This window comes from Rhizobium sp. L9 (genome assembly GCF_002531885.1).
Lineage (GTDB): Bacteria > Pseudomonadota > Alphaproteobacteria > Rhizobiales > Rhizobiaceae > Rhizobium.
The window spans coordinates 50,623-66,249 of the sequence record NZ_NWSZ01000002.1 but is presented as its reverse complement, the minus strand read 5'-3'; the positions used below and the strand labels follow the sequence as shown (position 1 = coordinate 66,249).

The following is a 15,627-nucleotide window of genomic DNA, read 5'->3' as shown; positions in this document are numbered from 1 at the left end:
GCCATTTACCGCCTCAGTCGCTGGCGGTAATCATTCACCCTCATACGACAGGCGGCAATCAAATCGCCGTGGCAATCTTCATGGCAAGCTGGCCGAGGGTGGCTTCGGCGGAGGGGCCGGCGAGAACGTAGGATGTGCCGGCATTGTGCCAGGTGACCAGGCCAATCTCGTCCTTGATCGTTTCCTTGAAGTCGTCGGTCTCAGGCGGCTGCGCGTCCTTCCGGAAGCAGATGGAGATTATATCGCCGTCGCCGTTGGAATAGACGAGCTGACCGACGGGGCGATTGTCGCCGAGAATGACGCGGGCACCCTGGAAGGTCCAGGATTCGGCGCTGAGATCCGGCACGCGGAAAGGCACGCCGATGGCGGCCGTCAGCCAGCTGGAGATTTCTTCGGCCTGCGATGCCGGCACTTCGACGAGGTGACGGGGTTGGCGGATCAGCAGGCGTTGATATGCGGTGACGTCGCCGAGCCAGTTGTTGGTATTGGCGGGCGCCGTGGCGGTCGTGGTGGCGATCTCGTCGGCATCCGGGGTGGTGCCGGCAAAATAGCCGATGCCGCAACCGACGACGAAGAGGATAAGAGCGGCTGCCAGCGCCTGCGGGCCGCTCGGGGCCAGTTTCACCTGGGGGCGCATGGCGCGCTGGGCGATCGGCGTCTTTGGCGGCTGCGTGCTCTTGATCGAGCGGACGAGGGCGAGCGGCACCGGCTCCTTCAGGACATCGTCCAGGCGGCGGCGGCCGAAATCGGCGCCATGACGCAGCTTTTCATGCAGACGGCGCGCATTCTCGTCGGTTGCCAGGCGCTGCTCCAATTCGTGCCGTTGTTCGGGAGAGACCTCGCCGTCGAGAAGGGCGGTGAGCTGGGCTTCGAGCGGCAATTTCCTAAGATCGAGCAATTCAGTACCTGTGGATGGGGTGGGTGCCGGCAAGCCCGGCGAAATGCAGCCTTGCGGTGGCAAGCTGGGAGACGACGCTTGCCGTCGAAATGCCCATGATCTCGGCCGCCTGCTGGTAGCTGTGGCCTTCGACATCGACGAGTAGGAAGATCGAGGAAACGCCGTCCGGCATTTCGGCGATCATGCGATGGATGGCGTCGGGATCGACCGGGGCCGAACGTTCACGGGCAGCCTCTCTGATGTCGGTGACGTTGCCGCGTGCCGACACCTTCGGCTTCCGCTTGCGGCTGTCCTCCGTCCACTGCTGGCGGGCAAGCGTGTAGATCCAGCTTTCCAGTCGGCCCTCGCCATTCCACTGATGGCCCTTGGCAATGGCACGCAGACAAACGGCTTGGACAAGTTCATCGGCCACGCCAGCTTCGCCCGCGAGCGTGATCGCGAAGCGGCGAAGGTGGGGCAGAAGGCCGACGAGATCACGCCGGAGGTCGATGGTCGTTGCGGGCTGACGCATTGTCTATCCAAGAAGCATTCGCGATGGTTTCGCAGACGAAGGGTTCGCCATCGGGCGCGAAACCGGCTTTATCGGCACCGGAGGTGCAGGCTCTTTATGAAGCAAGTCTACTGCAGTTCGCAAGCATCCGGTCATCTTATCCCTTTTCCCGAGGGGTTTTCCTAATCTAGCCCGCAAAGCTTGCGTCAATATGTCCTGTAACCGTTCAAGCTTTGCAGCAGAGCGCGGTAAGCCCAAGTGTTTTCGCCGCCGCGGTCGCGAATCTCGACGAGCTGGACGCGAGCCCCTTGGATGTCTCCCTGTTCCACCAGTGCCATGCCCATATAGGAGCGGGCGAGAATATAATTCTCATCCGCCTGCAATGCCTTGCGGTAATAGGACATCCCAAGCTCCATGCGGCCGGCTTTGCGGTTCGCATAGCCGAGATAATTCAGAACGCGCGGGTCGTTCTGATTACGGGCAAGATTGAGCACGGTGATGGCGTTCTCATACTGGCCGGCATAGGCAAACTCGCGGGCGAACTTGTAGAGATCGTCATCGTTGAAGCTGTTCTTCTTCGGGGTGACGCATTCCTTCTTCTGCTTATCCCAGACCTTGCCGCCGGTGCAGGTCTTGGTCGTCTGGGTCTTCGGCGGCGGATTGGTGTCGTCGTTGCTGTCGCCGACCGCGAAGGCGGCGCTCGCCATGCCGAGTACAAAGCCGGCGGCAAGTGTTGTTCTGCACAGGCGATGGAAGGGGGAAGTCATTGGCGGCTCCGTTCTGAGGCGATGCAGTCGGTCGGATTGTACGCTTACCGGTAAAAATACCAAGAGGGTAGGCAGCCTCCATGACAAATGTTGCGACTGTGGCGAAGCACTTTCCGAGATTGATTCAAGTGCCGCATAAAAAGAGTCGGAAGTCAGCGCTAAGGGGCGAAAATATCGACGCTTTCCGACATCATCGCATCGCCTGTCCTGTTCAGGCTGAAGCGCTCGCCGGTGAGTTCCCAGGCGCCCGGAGAGCCGTCGATGGAGAAGAGGTTGTAGGCGGCCGGCGGCTTAATGCTGCCCGGTCCCTGCGAGGCCGACGCGATGCCGACGACCGGCACCGGCTGCACCTGGCCGCGCAGCCAGTGGAGCGTGTTCAGATGCGTGTGGCCGTGCAACACGAGCTCGGCGCCGCCGGTCGAAATCACGGCCGCGAAGCGACGGATGCCGATCATGCGTTTGTGAAAGGCGGTGGCGCCGCGGATCGGCGGATGATGGATCATGACGACGCGGAAGAGACCGGCTTCGCCGGCCGCGCGCAGCATGTTCACCGTATCGCGGGCCTGGCGAGCGCTGAAAAAGCCGGAGGCGGCGAAAGGGGGCGTGGCGACTGCCGTGGAGCAGCCGACGATCGCAACTTTGTCGCGGACACGTAGATAGGGAAAGATGCGGCGGTCTTCCTGCCATTGCGGCGAGGCGAGGTCGCCGCGGACATAATCGTACCAGGCGCGCATCGATTTCTCATAGGCACCCGGCACATAGGCGTCGTGATTGCCTGGAACGACCGAGGTGTCGGCGGGATCGCCGAGCGCGCGCAGCCAGGCGGCGGCGGCCCGGATCTCGATGCCGCTGGCCAAGTTGACGAGGTCGCCGGTGACAGCCAAATGATCGGCCTGATGGGCACGGATGTCATCGAGCAGCAGATCGAGCGTGCCGCCGAAAAGGTGCTTGCTTCGATTTCGATGCCAGTTCACAAAGCCGGTTATGCGTTTTGAAAACAGCTCTTGTATGGAAAGACGGGGCAGCGGTCCGAGATGGACGTCGGAAATATGCGCGAGCTTGAACATGCTACGAGACATAGACCAGCTTATTGACAAATCAAACACATCCGGAGCGATGAACAGCCGAAACGGAACGATGGTGGATAAAGAGAAGCGGCCTCCTCACATCAGGCTGGCCTTGCGCCTCCTGCATGTCTATTTCTCCTTCGCCCGCGGGATGACCATGGGCGTCAGGGCCGCCTGTTTCGATAAGGACGGGCGGATTTTCCTCGTGCGCCACAGCTATGTCGGCGGCTGGCATATGCCTGGCGGCGGGTTGGAGCGCAACGAGACGGCTGAAGAAGCGCTGGTCAAGGAGTTGCGCGAGGAGGGCAACCTCAGAATCATCGGAAAACCGCAGCTGGTCCAAGTCTATTTCAACACCACGACCACCCGGCGCGACCACGTCGTATTCTATCGCGTAACCGTCGAGCAGACGGCGCCGCGGCCGCCGGATTGGGAGATTTCCGACAGCGGGTTCTTTTCGCTCGACAGCCTGCCCGAGGGCACGACCGAGGCGACGTATCGCCGCCTCGCCGAGCTTCGGGGCGAGCAGGAGCCTGACCATCGCTGGTGAGAAGCTTCAGGCTGCATTCAGCCCGCCGCATAATTTCTTAAATCGGAATCGAGTTAAGAGTAAATTATGCAGCAATTTAAAGTTCTACAGCGTCCTTTGCGCGTCCAAAAAGACGCGCGGCGCTGTAGCGCGGTCATGCGGGCTGTCGAGATCGAGCGCCGGGCCGGCGGGGACGATGCCGGTCGGGTTGATCGTCTTGTGACTGCGGTAGTAGTGCTGCTTGATGTGCTGCAGGTTTACCGTCTCGGCAACGCCTGCCGTTTGATAGAGATCCCTGAGATAGCCGGGCAAATTGCGATAATCGGCGATGCGGCGGATGTTGCACTTGAAGTGGCCGACATAGACCGGATCGAAACGCACCAGCGTGGTGAAGAGGCGCCAATCGGCCTCGGTCAATCTGTCGCCGAAAAGGTAACGGCCCCTGCCCAGGCGTTCGTCGAGAATGTCGAGTGTTTCGAACAATTTGACGACATTTTCCTCGTAAGCTTCTTGAGTTGTGGCAAAGCCCGCCTTGTAGACGCCGTTATTGACCGTGTCGTAGACGGTGGCGTTCAGCGCGTCGATCTCGGCACGCAGATCCTCCGGGTAGAAATCGGCCTTCGAGCCCGTCAGCCCGTCGAAGGCGCTGTTGAACATGCGGATGATCTCGGCCGACTCGTTGTTGACGATCGTGCCGGTCTGCGTGTCCCAGAGGACGGGAACCGTGACACGGCCGGAATAATGTGGATCGGCTTTGGCATAGATTTGCCAGAGGGTGGCCGCGCCGTAGAGGCGATCGCCGGTAGCTCCGTCGCCGACTTTGAATTCCCAACCGTTTTCGGCCATTAGTGGGTCGACGACAGAAACCGAGACCAGGTCCTCCAGTTTCTTCAGCTTGCGGAAGATCAGGGTGCGATGCGCCCAGGGGCAGGCGAGAGAGACATAAAGATGATACCGCCCGGCCTCGGCCCTGAAGCCACCGCTTCCGGAAGGTCCAGCCTCGCCGTCTGCCGTCACCCAGTTGCGAAATTGCGAGGGCTGACGTTTGAAGTGGCCCTTGCTTTCCTTCGTGTCGTACCAGACGTCATGCCAGACGCCGTCCACAAGCATTCCCATGATTCATTCCCTGGTTGCCATGTTGGAATTGACGTTAGCTGAGATAGTGGGGCTTTGCAGGCGGTAAAGATGAACAGTGCGTCACGCCCCCGACGCCAGCAGGCTCGGGTGTGCATTTTGCGTTGGACGGCGGAAATTTTTCCTGCTATCGGCCTTTTCACGATTTGAGGAACACCTGCCTGATGTTCATTTCCAGAAACCTGCGACGACGCTGATGCTCCGAACGCCAAGGGCGTGTTCGAGACCCATCAATCTGTCCAACCGGTTTCTGTCATCATGTACAAGCACGATCTCGTCTACCTCACCGAAGACGCGTCCCACGACGCCGCCATCGAACACATCAATGAAGAAGCCTTCGGTCCGGGCCGCTTCGCGCGGGCTGCCGCGCGTATCCGCGAGCAGGGGCCGCATGACCTGTCGCTCTCCTTCATCTGTGCTGACGACGGCGAGACGATCGCCTCCGTGCGCATGACGCCGGTGCTGGCCGGCACGGTGAAGGGGCATCTTCTTGGCCCGCTTGCCGTTCGACCCTCGCACAAAAATATAGGTATCGGCAGGGAACTGGTGCGGATCGCGGTGGAAGCTGCGCGGCGCAAGGGTTCGGAAGCCGTCATCCTCGTCGGCGATCCGCCCTATTACGGTCCGCTTGGCTTCGAGAAGGTGGCCTATAACGCGCTTGCCTTTCCAGGCCCCGTCGATCCGGGCCGGGTGCTGGTCGTTCCGATGGCCGAGGGCGTGCACGAGCGGCTGAAAGGTATGATCGCCTGGCGCGGATGATCAGAGCTTTTTCCGGAGGAAGCTGCGGGTGCGACCTTCCGGGAAATTTTCAAGCTCACCGAAGACTTCATAACCCTGGCGCAGATAGGCGCGGAGAGCCTGCGGGTTGAAGGTATCGATCCAGGCGCCACGGCATCCTCGCGCCTTGGCCTCGTCTTCCGCTTTTGCGAGAATCTTGCCGGCTATGCCCGTTCCGCGCAGCGTATCGGGGATATAAAGCAACTGGATGAAGAGCCAGCCCCAGGCGGTAATGCCCGACAGGCCGCCGGTCACCTTGCCGTCGGTATCGCGGATGAGGACGGCGAGCGGCTGGCGGTCCGAAGGGCCGACATCGCTGTTATTGAAGGCCGAGAGCGCATCGGTGATTGCCGCGAGTTCCACAGCCGAAGGCGATGCCGTGAGCTCGAACTCCGGCATGCGACTATCGCCCTTCGCGCCACCACATGGCGCCGAAAGCGAGCAGCAGGATGCCGACGCCGGCGAAACCGGCAAAGAGCGGCAGCGTGTTGATTCCCTTCAGGACCGTTTCGTTGGTCATGCGGATCATCATTCGCTCGTTATCGGAGACGCGGACCTGGCCGCGCACCGGCAGGATCGGCGGAACGCTGATTGCGCCCTTTTCGCTTGCGACGCGGGTCACGAGACCTTTGCTCCTGTCGACGACAGGCTTCAGCACATCGGTCGTCGAGATCATCGCCTTGAATTCCGGCGCATCGACAGCGCCGATGTGCACAAGCGTCGATAACTTGCCGTTACGGATTTCGAAGAGGCCGACCTCGTTCATGCGTTTCTCGGCCTTGTAAAGCCCGGGTTCTGTCTGGGTGAGCGGCAAGGTTTCGGTCTTGCCGGAGGGATAACGCACGGTGGCGTTACCAGGATTGTCGCCGATTGTCTGGCGGGTGACTTCAAGGGTTCGGCCGGAGGCGCGCGCGGTCAACGCTTCTTCCTCGAGCGCTGGTTCCTTCATCAGCCAATGAGCGATGCGGCGATACAGCGAGACATTTGGACCGCCGCCTTCGAAGCCGCGCGCCCAGAGCCAGCCCTGATCGGAAAGCAGCATGGCGACACGGCCCTGGCCGGCACGGTTCAGCACCAGCAGCGGATGGTTGTCGGCGCCAACCATGATAGTTTCGCCCTGCGGCCGTTCGACATCGACGCTGCGGAACCAGCGGCCCCAATGCGGCGGGTCCTCGCCGGAGCCGTCCAAGCCGCGCGTGACCGGATGCTTACGCCCTTCCTCGGAGAGTCGAGGATAGAAGGCCTTCTCGATCATCCGGCCCGTCGGCTCTGCCGGCAGCACGGAGGCGAGCGGCGTCATTGCGATCGACTCTGGGCTCGCATGTTCCGGGCCGGCGGCAATCAGCAGCGCGCCGCCGTTCTCCACGTATTGGGCGATGTTGTCATAGTAAAGCATCGGTAGCACGTTGGCGCGATCCTGATAGCGATCGAAGATGATCAGGTCGAAATCCTTGATCTTGTCGATGAAGAGTTCACGCGTCGGGAAGGCGATCAGCGACAGCTCGTTGATCGGCGTGCCGTCCTGCTTTTCCGGCGGACGCAGGATGGTGAAGTGAACGAGATCGACCGAGGCGTCGGATTTCAGGAGGTTGCGCCAGGCGCGCTCGCCGGCATGCGGCTCGCCGGAGACCAGCAGAACGCGCAGATTCTGGCGGATGCCATCGATGACATGAACGGCACGGTTGTTGGCGGCGGTGACTTCGCCGGGAAGCTCGGCGACGGAAAATTCGAGCACATTGCTGCCGCCACCCGGAACCTTGAAGGAGAAGGGCGTATCCTGACCGGGCGTTGCCTGCAAGGTAGCGATCTCGTCGCCGTTCAGCTTCACCGTGACGTCGGCCGTGCCGCCGGGGCTCGGACCATCGTCAAAGACGCGCAGGACGACCTGCTGCTCCTCGTTGACGATGCCGAAGCGCGGTCCCTTGATGACTTCGATGCGACGGTCGAATTCCTTGGGCTTGCCGGTGACGAGACCATGGATCGGTGCATCGAAGCCAAGCGCCTGATTGGCGGCCGGGACATCATGGACTTCGCCGTCTGTCAGTATGATGGCGCCGCCGATGCGGGCGGAAGGGACGTCAGCGATGTTGGCTGCCAGCGCCTCGAAGAGGCGGGTGGACGGAACGTCGGAATTGATGTCGCCTTCGACATCGATGAAGCGGGGTTCTATCTGGGGGAAGCGGGCAAGCTGCGCTTTCAATGCCGCAAGTGCGTCATCGGTCATCTTCGTGCGCTCGGGCGTCTGCTGGCTCTGGCTCCGGTCGATGATGACGGGGACGATCGTCGACAGCTGATCCCGATCCTCCTGCAGCAGTACGGGATTGGCAAGGGCGGTCAGCAGGGCGAGGGCGGCCAGTGTCCTGATCCAGGCGCCGCGAATGCCGCGCCAGATCGCAAAGGCGGCGATGAGAGCACTGGCGGCGGCCAGTGCCGCCAGAATCGGCCAGGGCAGGAAGGGTGAAAAATCGAAGGTCATCTCATTGCCCTAACCGTTCGAGGAGGTCGGGAACGTGGACCTGGTCGGTCTTGTAGTTGCCGGTCAGCATGTACATCATGATATTGACGCCGGCTCGGTAGGCATATTCACGCTGCGCTTCATCCGAGGGCACGGTCGGCAACATCGGCGTGCCGTTTTCGTCAACTGCCCAGGCGCCGGCGAAATCATTGCCGGTGATCAGGATCGGCGAAACCCCGTCGGCCGTCGCCGCCGATTTTTCGGTCGCTTCGCGGCCACCTTGCCGGGCCTCGATCCAAAGCGGGCTGCCGGCATAGCGGCCGGGAAAGCTCGACAGGAGATAGAAGGATTTGGTCAGCACGTGATCCGAGGGTACCGGTTCGAGCGGCGGGATATCGAGGTTGGCGAGGATTTCCTGCAGCCGCTGACCGTTGGCGCCGACATTGCCGCCATTGTCCAACGCGCTTATCTGGTCGCGCGTATCGAAGAGCACGGTGCCGCCGTTGCGCATATAGGCGTCGATGCGGCTGATGGCGGCCGATGACGGCATCGGCGCCGTTGCCGAAACCGGCCAATAGATGATCGGATAGAAGGTGAGCTCGTCCTTGGTGAGGTCGAGCCCGACGGGCGGCGCCGGCTCCAGCGTCGTGCGGAAGGTCAGGAACTGGGTCAAGCCCTCAAGGCCGCGCTCGGATATATTGTCGACTTCCTGCTCGCCGGTGACGACATAGGCGAGATGCGTGTTGTCAAGCCGCTCCAGAATGAGGTCGTCGCCGGGCCGGGAGTCGTTGGCGTGAAGTGTGCCGGGCTGCACCAGGAAGCCGGCGCCGACCGCGACTGCGATCACGCCCATGGTGCGGGCGGCCGGGCGCAATCGCGAAAAAGCGCCGTTCATGAAGAGAACGACCAGCCCGTCGGCGAGCAGCAGCAGAAAGGCGACCAGGAAAAGAGCCGGCTTTGCCGACCAGCTTTCGCCGCCGATCAAGCCTTCGCGCACGGCATTGGTTCCAGCGGTATCGAGCGGCTTCAGTTCGGCGTTCTCGGGCAGCACGTTCAATGAGGTGAAACCGTCTTCCGAACCGTAGAGACCGGGCGGATTGTCGAAATCCGCCGTCGGTTCGGCTCCGGCCCTGGGGATCAGAGGTCGCGCCGAGCCAGTCTCGGAGACGAGCACACCCTTGGCCGTCAGCATGCGGTAGGGCGGAAGGGTCTCGGAGACACGCGCGCTGTTGCGCGCCTCAGACGTGACACCGCCTGAGCGCGATATCTGCAGGAGGTGACGCAGCATATCGACGAAAGTGCCCGAGATCGGCAGATCGGACCAGGTCGCTTCCGCGGTGACGTGGAAGAGGACGATCTGGCCGGATGCCAGCTGCTTCATCGTCACCAGCGGCGTGCCGTCGGCGAGGCTTGCCCAGGTGCGTTCGGCAAGGTCGGGTGTCGGCTCGGCAAGCACCTGCCGTCTGACGACCACATCGGCGGGACGCGGTATGCCCGCGAAAGGCCCGATGCTCGGAAATTCGGCCAGCGACTGCGGTTCGCTCCAGGACAAGGTGCCGCCCAGCGCCCGTTCTCCCTGGCGCAGGATGACGGGAATGAGCGGATCGTCGGCAGGTGCCGCCGCCATGCGCGGGCCGGCGAAACGCAGGAGCATGCCACCGTTCGATATCCAGCGTGTCAGAGGTTCGTAGGTCTCCTCCGGCAGGCGGCCGATATCGGCCATGATGATGATCGAAGGATTGCTGGCGAGAAGCTTCGGTATGGCGACGGCCAGATCGGAGTCGGTGGGCTGGATGATATCCGCATAGGGCTGCAGCGCCCGCTGGATGTAGTAGAGCGGCGAGAGCAGCGGCTGGAATTCATCGGCTCCGGTACCGGACAGCAGGACGACCCGGCGGCGCTTGAACGCATCGTCAAGAAGGTGGACCGCGCCTGCCGTCGCGCCGTCGTCGACGCTGATGCGGGCGAAATCGTTGCGCATCTCGAAGGGAGCGGTGATCGAACTCGTGGCGACGCTCTGGCCGGGACGGAAATCCACTCTGCCGTTGGCAATCGAGCGGCCCTGGGCATCGACGGCGTTCAGCGCCACGGATGCGGGGCGCGAACTGTCGAGCCGCGTGACTTTGACGGTCATGGCATCGGCCGCATTGCTGGCCGCGGTGACGGCAACCGTCTTCGTGGCATCGCCCTCGATCAGGCGCAGATCAGCGGGCTGGAGCTCGGCGAGCCTGCGCACCGTCGGATCATCGGCTTTGGCGGCGGCACCGTCGGTCAGGAAGGCGAGGGTGCCGGGCTTGACGCCGTTGAGCGCCGCGCGCAGCGCCTGGAAGGCGCGCTCGCGATCGGGGACCAGCGGCCGCGGCTCGGCAGCCCGCAGCTTGTCGCGGGCACTCGCTGCCGTGCCGGGCACCGCATCATTGGTCGGATCGGCGGTGAAGGCGATCGCTACCGGCGTGCCCGCGGATTCGGCATCGTCCACCAGCGCGTCGGCGGTCTGGACGCGCCGCTCCCAATCGGGCGATGCCGCCCAGCTGTTGTCGACGAAGAGGACGAGCGGGCCGCCCGAGGCCAGAGAATTGGTGCGCGGGTTGAAGACCGGATCAGCAATCGCAAGGATAATGATGGCGGCGAGCAGCATGCGCAGCAGCGTCAGCCACCAGGGGCTTTGCGCCGGCGTTTCCTCGCGTTTCAGCACCGACGCAAGGATTTTCAGCGGTGGAAAGACTTCCGTTTTCGGACGTGGTGGTGTCAGCCGCAACAGCCACCAGATGACCGGCAGGGCGATCAGGGCACCGAGAATGGCGGGATAGGCGAAAGCGAAGGGCAGGGCGTTCATAGCAGCCCTCCATGCGTTGCCTTGGCCGGCATGCCGGACAGGTACATGTGGACCGCAACCAGCGCCTCCGAGGCAAGATGATCGGTGCGGTGGGTCGTAAAGGTCCAGCCGAGATGCCGCAGCGACTGACCGAGGCTCTCCCTGCGGGCGAGGTAGGCGTTGCGATAGGTCTCGCGGATGTGTTCGGCGCGGCCGGAGATGAGCTTTGCGCCGGTCTCCGGGTCGATGAATTCGGTGCGGCCGCTATAGGGAAAGATCTCTTCAGCGGGATCTGCTATCTCGACCACATGGCCGTGCAGGCCGCGGCGGGCAAGCGGGCCGAGCCGCTCCATGATAACAGGAGCGTCGTCGAGGAAATCGCCGATGAGCACGAGGTCGCTCCAGCCGCGGATCATTCCGGTTTCCGGCAGCCCGCCGGTCAGCGGCGCGTGCATGAGCGCGGCTGCGAGGCGTTCGGCGGCATTGCGGGTGGAGGCGGGTTCCATGATGCCGGGGCAGCCGATGCGTTCGCCGGAGCGGGCGAGGATTTCGGCAAGCGCCAGCATGACAACGAGCGCTCGGCTTTCCTTGGAGACGCTGCCGTAGCTCGACTTGTACATCATCGAGGGCGACATGTCGCACCAGAGCCAGATGGTGTGCGCTGCCTCCCATTCGCGCTCGCGCACATAGGTATGATCGTCGCGGGCGGAGCGGCGCCAATCGATGCGCGACAGGCTTTCACCTTCGGCATAGGGACGAAACTGCCAGAAATTCTCGCCGATGCCGCGCTTGCGGCGGCCGTGCCAGCCGGCAATCACCGTATTGGCGATGCGCTTGGCTTCCACCAGGCAGTCCGGCATCAGGGCGGCCCGCTGCCTGGCGCGGGAAAGGGCATCGCTGCCTGACGTCGGGTTAACGGTCTGTCCGATAGATGCCACGCGTCCGGCTTCCTTATCCCTTTGCCTGCCTGACCAGTCCGGCGATGACGTCGCGCACCGACATGCCTTCGGCGCGGGCGGCGAAGGTCAGCGCCATGCGGTGCTGGAGAATGGGTTCGGCAAGCGCGAAGATATCATCGAGGGACGGGGCGAGGCGGCCCTCGTAGAGCGCGCGGGCGCGCGCGCAGAGCATCATCGCCTGGCCGGCGCGCGGGCCCGGACCCCAGGCGACGTTCTTGTCGGTCGAGGCATTCCCCTGGCCTGGGCGGGCGGATCGCACCAGCGAAAGGATGGCGTCGACGACCGTTTCGCTCACCGGCATCTGACGCACCAGGGTCTGGATTTCGATCAGCCGCTGCGCATCGATGACGGCTTCCGGCCGGGTTTCGCCGAGGCCTGTGGTCTCGAGCAGGATCTGTCGCTCGGCGGCGAGCTCGGGATAGTTGACGTCGACCTGCAGCAGGAAGCGGTCGAGCTGGGCCTCGGGCAGGGGATAGGTGCCTTCCTGCTCCAGCGGATTCTGGGTGGCGAGCACGTGGAAGGGAGCCGGCAGATCATGGCGCTGGCCGGCGATGGTGATGTGATATTCCTGCATCGCCTGCAGAAGCGCCGACTGGGTGCGCGGCGAGGCGCGGTTGATTTCGTCGGCCATCAGGAGCTGGGCGAAGACCGGGCCTTTGATGAAACGGAAGGAACGGCGGCCGCTGTCGTCCTGATCCATCACCTCGGAGCCGAGAATATCCGAAGGCATCAGGTCGGGTGTGAACTGGATGCGGTTGGCAGCAAGGCCCAGCACCTCGCCGAGCGTCGTCACCAGCCTGGTCTTGGCAAGGCCGGGAACGCCGACGAGCAGGGCATGGCCGCCTGACAGCACAGCGAGGACGGTGTTCTCGACGACGCTCTCCTGACCGAAGATCACTTTCGAGACTTCCCCGCGGATGGCGGCGATATCGGAGAGCGCCCTTTCAGCGGCGGCGACGATCGCCTTTTCATCGAGGCTGGCTTCGGTCTTCATCATACCCACGGGCATCTCCAACGGCTGAAATCATTCGGCAGCGAATCGGCGGACTTATCCATCTGCCTCATACTCGATAGAGTTATGGAGATGCGACGGGCTGACAAGTTCGTTACGAATGACTATCTCGTGACTTCACTTCGTTAAGGACAAACCGGGACGGAAGAATGGCAGCCGAAGAAATCAGCGGACAGGCGGATGCGGCGGGGCTTGCCGCGCTGATCTCGCGCGCCTCTGCTGAAAACAGCGGTAAAAAACGCGGGTTACCACCGGTCGAGCGGTGGAATCCGCCTTTCTGCGGTGATATCGACATGGAGATCAGGGCCGACGGCACCTGGTTCTACATGGGTACGCCGATCGGCCGGCCGGCGCTGGTGCGGCTGTTTTCGACGGTCCTGCGCAAAGAGGAGGACGAAAAGACTTACCTCGTAACTCCTGTGGAAAAGGTCGGGATCAGGGTCATCGACGCGCCGTTCATCGCTGTGGAGATGAGCGTGACTGTGCGCGAGGGTCGCCAGGTGCTCACATTCCGCACCAATGTCGGTGATGTCGTCGAGGCGGGTGGAGAGCATCGGCTGCGCTTTTCCATTGCGGGCGAGAATGCCGAACTGAAACCCTACCTGCATGTGCGCGGGCGGCTGGAGGCGCTGGTGTCACGCGCGGTGATGTATGAACTGGTCGCGCTCGGCGAGACGGTCGAAGTGGAAGGGCAGACGATGTTTGCAATCTGCTCCGCCGGCGAGGTCTTCCCCGTCATGCCGGCCGATGAATTGGATGCGCTTAGCCGATGAACGATGCGATCACCCAACGTTATCCGCTGTTTTCAGCAGCCGAATTCCGCCGCCGTGCGTTCAATCAGAATGGCGGGCCGGTGGACCATGCCTGGCGCGATCATGGCGACCATGTTCTCAATCCGGATATCGTGGAGGAGGTGGCGACCTTCAAGCTGCGCGACGCCGCCGTGCTCGTGCCTGTTATCGACGACGGCGAGGAAGCGCGTGTGATCTTCACCAAGCGCACGGCGACGCTGCGCAAACATTCCGGCCAGATCGCCTTTCCCGGCGGCTCGATCGATCCGGCCGATATCTCGCCCGAAATGGCGGCGATCCGCGAGACGGAGGAGGAGATCGGCTTGGCCGGTTCTTTCGTCGAAACGGTCGGTAGGTTGCCGAACTATCTCGCCTCGACCGGTTTCCGCATTACTCCCGTGCTCGGCGTCGTCGAGCGGGGTTTCGCGCTGAGGCTCAACCCGGCCGAGGTGGACGACGTGTTCGAGGTTCCGCTTTCCTTCCTGATGAACCCGGCCAATCACCGCCGCGATAGGCGCGTGATCGACGGCATCGACCGGCATTTCTACCGCATGCCCTATGAAACCCGGATGATTTGGGGCATCACCGCCGGCATCGTCCGTACACTCTATGAAAGGCTTTATGCATGACCGGCGTTGCCGACCAGGCATGGTTCCGCGATCCGGCTCTCGCCCGGGTCCTTGCGCTTCTCAATGCCGATAAGGGGGAAGGTCGAGTGGTCGGCGGTGCGGTGCGCAACAGCCTGATGGGCCTGCCGGTCAGCGATATCGACATCGCCACGACGTTGACGCCTGAGGTCGTCATGGAGCGGGCGGCGGCGGCCGGCATCAAGGCGGTGCCGACAGGACTGCAACACGGCACGGTGACGCTCGTCGTCGATGGCAAGCCTTTCGAGGTGACGACGCTGCGTACCGATGTGGAGACCGACGGGCGCCACGCCAAAGTTGCCTTCAGCACCGACTGGAAGGCCGATGCCGAACGCCGGGACCTGACAATCAACGCGCTCTATGCAGATGCCGAGGGCGAAGTGGTCGATCTCGTCGGCGGACTGGCCGATATCGAAACGCGCAACATCCGCTTTATCGGCGATGCGGCAAGGCGTATTGCCGAGGACCATCTGCGTATTCTGCGCTTCTTCCGTTTTTTTGCCTATTACGGCTCCGGGCGGCCCGATGCGGAGGGTCTGAGGGCCTGTGCGGCCGCGCGTTCGAAACTGAGGACGCTGTCGGCCGAACGCGTCTGGTCGGAGCTCAGAAAACTGCTCGGTGCTGCCGATCCCGGCCGGGCACTTCTCTGGATGCGGCAGTTGGCGGTGTTGACGGAAATTCTGCCGGAATCGGAACGTTGGGGGATCGATGCCATCCCTTCGCTTGTCGCCACCGAGAGGGCGCTCGGCTGGGCGCCTGATCCGCTGCTGCGCCTGATGGCGATCGTACCGCCCGATGCGGCGCGGCTGGAGGCGCTTGCGGCCCGGCTGAAACTCTCCAATGCGGAAGCGGCCACTCTCAAGGCCTGGGCGATGGCGGCGCCGGTCAACGATGAAATTTCGCCGGCTGCTTTCGAAAGGCTGCTTTACCGTAACGGCCTCGACGGCATCGTGACCCGGTTGAAGCTTGCCCTTGCTGTTGCGCGTGGCAAGGCTGAGGGCGATCTAGCCGAGATGGCGCGTTCAGCGCGGCTCGGCAAGCTCATGGATCAGGCCGCGAACTGGAAGAAGCCGCAGTTTCCTCTGAATGGCGGCGACGTGCTCGCGGCGGGCGTCGCCTCCGGCCCTCGCGTCGGCGAACTGCTTGCGGTGCTGGAAAACCAGTGGGTGGAAGAAAATTTTGCGTCCGACCGAACGGCCCTGCTCGCCCGGCTGAAGGAAAGCGCGCAATAGCCGACATCGCGCCGCATCGGATGGATGCGGCGCAGCTTCAATGGTTGTTGCCAG

The 15,627-nt window shown here is 62.9% G+C and carries 15 protein-coding genes; 5 read left to right on the top strand and 10 right to left on the bottom strand.

The features are described 5' to 3' along the window. Window positions 1-58: 58 nt before the first annotated feature. From CO660_RS00870 to CO660_RS00855, 4 genes are all read right to left on the bottom strand, one after another. The gene (locus CO660_RS00870; RefSeq protein WP_097596972.1) at window positions 59-898 is read right to left on the bottom strand and encodes an anti-sigma factor; all 840 of its coding nucleotides are present in this window, start codon (window positions 896-898) and stop codon (window positions 59-61) included. A 1-nt stretch (window position 899) separates the two neighbouring features. Beyond that, window positions 900-1,409: an RNA polymerase sigma factor gene (locus tag CO660_RS00865; protein WP_097596971.1), complete on the bottom strand. Its 510-nt coding sequence runs from the start codon at window positions 1,407-1,409 to the stop codon at window positions 900-902. 185 nt (window positions 1,410-1,594) lie between these two features. After that, window positions 1,595-2,155: a hypothetical protein gene (locus CO660_RS00860; protein ID WP_097596970.1), complete on the bottom strand. Its 561-nt coding sequence runs from the start codon at window positions 2,153-2,155 to the stop codon at window positions 1,595-1,597. A gap of 158 nt (window positions 2,156-2,313) precedes the next feature. After that, complete coding sequence (locus CO660_RS00855; protein WP_097596969.1) at window positions 2,314-3,222, bottom strand: metallophosphoesterase; 909 nt, start codon at window positions 3,220-3,222, stop codon at window positions 2,314-2,316. Between the two features lie 70 nt (window positions 3,223-3,292). Here CO660_RS00855 and CO660_RS00850 point away from each other — a divergent pair, with 70 nt between their 5' ends. Beyond that, window positions 3,293-3,772, top strand: a complete 480-nt coding sequence (locus CO660_RS00850) for an NUDIX domain-containing protein (RefSeq protein ID WP_085778936.1) — start codon at window positions 3,293-3,295, stop codon at window positions 3,770-3,772. A gap of 84 nt (window positions 3,773-3,856) precedes the next feature. Here the strand turns inward: CO660_RS00850 and CO660_RS00845 are convergent, their stop codons facing one another. Then, a complete protein-coding gene (locus CO660_RS00845; RefSeq protein WP_097596968.1) occupies window positions 3,857-4,867 on the bottom strand; it encodes a glutathione S-transferase family protein in 1,011 nt (336 codons plus the stop codon). A 276-nt stretch (window positions 4,868-5,143) separates the two neighbouring features. Between CO660_RS00845 and CO660_RS00840 the strand changes: the two genes are divergently transcribed. After that, on the top strand, window positions 5,144-5,644 hold the full coding sequence (locus CO660_RS00840) for an N-acetyltransferase (protein ID WP_245362099.1): 501 nt from the start codon (window positions 5,144-5,146) through the stop codon (window positions 5,642-5,644). Here CO660_RS00840 and CO660_RS00835 read toward each other — a convergent pair whose 3' ends face one another. The 5 genes from CO660_RS00835 to CO660_RS00815 are packed head-to-tail and all read right to left on the bottom strand — an operon-like array spanning window position 5,645 to window position 12,894. Next, window positions 5,645-6,061 (bottom strand): GNAT family N-acetyltransferase, encoded by a 417-nt coding sequence (locus CO660_RS00835; protein WP_097596967.1) that lies wholly within the window; start codon window positions 6,059-6,061, stop codon window positions 5,645-5,647. 4 nt (window positions 6,062-6,065) lie between these two features. Then, window positions 6,066-8,138, bottom strand: coding sequence for a hypothetical protein (locus tag CO660_RS00830; protein WP_097596966.1), 2,073 nt, complete (start codon window positions 8,136-8,138; stop codon window positions 6,066-6,068). Between the two features lies 1 nt (window position 8,139). Next, window positions 8,140-10,953, bottom strand: coding sequence for a DUF4159 domain-containing protein (locus CO660_RS00825; RefSeq protein WP_097596965.1), 2,814 nt, complete (start codon window positions 10,951-10,953; stop codon window positions 8,140-8,142). Continuing rightward, window positions 10,950-11,870, bottom strand: a complete 921-nt coding sequence (locus tag CO660_RS00820; protein ID WP_097596964.1) for a DUF58 domain-containing protein — start codon at window positions 11,868-11,870, stop codon at window positions 10,950-10,952. Before CO660_RS00820 ends, CO660_RS00825 begins: the two co-directional genes overlap by 4 nt. A 13-nt stretch (window positions 11,871-11,883) precedes the next feature. After that, window positions 11,884-12,894 (bottom strand): MoxR family ATPase, encoded by a 1,011-nt coding sequence (locus tag CO660_RS00815; RefSeq protein ID WP_097596963.1) that lies wholly within the window; start codon window positions 12,892-12,894, stop codon window positions 11,884-11,886. Window positions 12,895-13,052: 158 nt separating this feature from the next. Between CO660_RS00815 and CO660_RS00810 the strand changes: the two genes are divergently transcribed. From CO660_RS00810 to CO660_RS00800, 3 genes are read left to right on the top strand one after another with little or no spacing between them, the layout of a single operon-like run. Continuing rightward, on the top strand, window positions 13,053-13,676 hold the full coding sequence (locus tag CO660_RS00810; protein ID WP_097596962.1) for a DUF1285 domain-containing protein: 624 nt from the start codon (window positions 13,053-13,055) through the stop codon (window positions 13,674-13,676). Further along, window positions 13,673-14,323 carry a CoA pyrophosphatase gene (locus tag CO660_RS00805; RefSeq protein ID WP_097596961.1) on the top strand — a complete coding sequence of 217 codons (651 nt, stop codon included), beginning with the start codon at window positions 13,673-13,675 and terminating at the stop codon, window positions 14,321-14,323. Before CO660_RS00810 ends, CO660_RS00805 begins: the two co-directional genes overlap by 4 nt. Then, the gene (locus tag CO660_RS00800; protein WP_097596960.1) at window positions 14,320-15,573 is read left to right on the top strand and encodes a CCA tRNA nucleotidyltransferase; all 1,254 of its coding nucleotides are present in this window, start codon (window positions 14,320-14,322) and stop codon (window positions 15,571-15,573) included. The genes CO660_RS00805 and CO660_RS00800 overlap by 4 nt, the downstream gene beginning before the upstream one ends. Window positions 15,574-15,627: the final 54 nt, after the last annotated feature.

Bases quoted from the DNA above. Each gene is read 5' to 3' on its own strand.
- CO660_RS00810 (WP_097596962.1), top strand. From the start codon at position 13,053: ATGGCAGCCGAAGAAATCAGCGGACAGGCGGATGCGGCGGGGCTTGCC.
- CO660_RS00840 (WP_245362099.1), top strand. From the start codon at position 5,144: ATGTACAAGCACGATCTCGTCTACCTCACCGAAGACGCGTCCCACGAC.
- CO660_RS00865 (WP_097596971.1), bottom strand. From the start codon at position 1,409: ATGCGTCAGCCCGCAACGACCATCGACCTCCGGCGTGATCTCGTCGGC.
- CO660_RS00800 (WP_097596960.1), top strand. From the start codon at position 14,320: ATGACCGGCGTTGCCGACCAGGCATGGTTCCGCGATCCGGCTCTCGCC.
- CO660_RS00845 (WP_097596968.1), bottom strand. From the start codon at position 4,867: ATGGGAATGCTTGTGGACGGCGTCTGGCATGACGTCTGGTACGACACG.
- CO660_RS00850 (WP_085778936.1), top strand. From the start codon at position 3,293: ATGGTGGATAAAGAGAAGCGGCCTCCTCACATCAGGCTGGCCTTGCGC.
- CO660_RS00835 (WP_097596967.1), bottom strand. From the start codon at position 6,061: ATGCCGGAGTTCGAGCTCACGGCATCGCCTTCGGCTGTGGAACTCGCG.
- CO660_RS00805 (WP_097596961.1), top strand. From the start codon at position 13,673: ATGAACGATGCGATCACCCAACGTTATCCGCTGTTTTCAGCAGCCGAA.
- CO660_RS00825 (WP_097596965.1), bottom strand. From the start codon at position 10,953: ATGAACGCCCTGCCCTTCGCTTTCGCCTATCCCGCCATTCTCGGTGCC.
- CO660_RS00860 (WP_097596970.1), bottom strand. From the start codon at position 2,155: ATGACTTCCCCCTTCCATCGCCTGTGCAGAACAACACTTGCCGCCGGC.
- CO660_RS00855 (WP_097596969.1), bottom strand. From the start codon at position 3,222: ATGTTCAAGCTCGCGCATATTTCCGACGTCCATCTCGGACCGCTGCCC.
- CO660_RS00830 (WP_097596966.1), bottom strand. From the start codon at position 8,138: ATGACCTTCGATTTTTCACCCTTCCTGCCCTGGCCGATTCTGGCGGCA.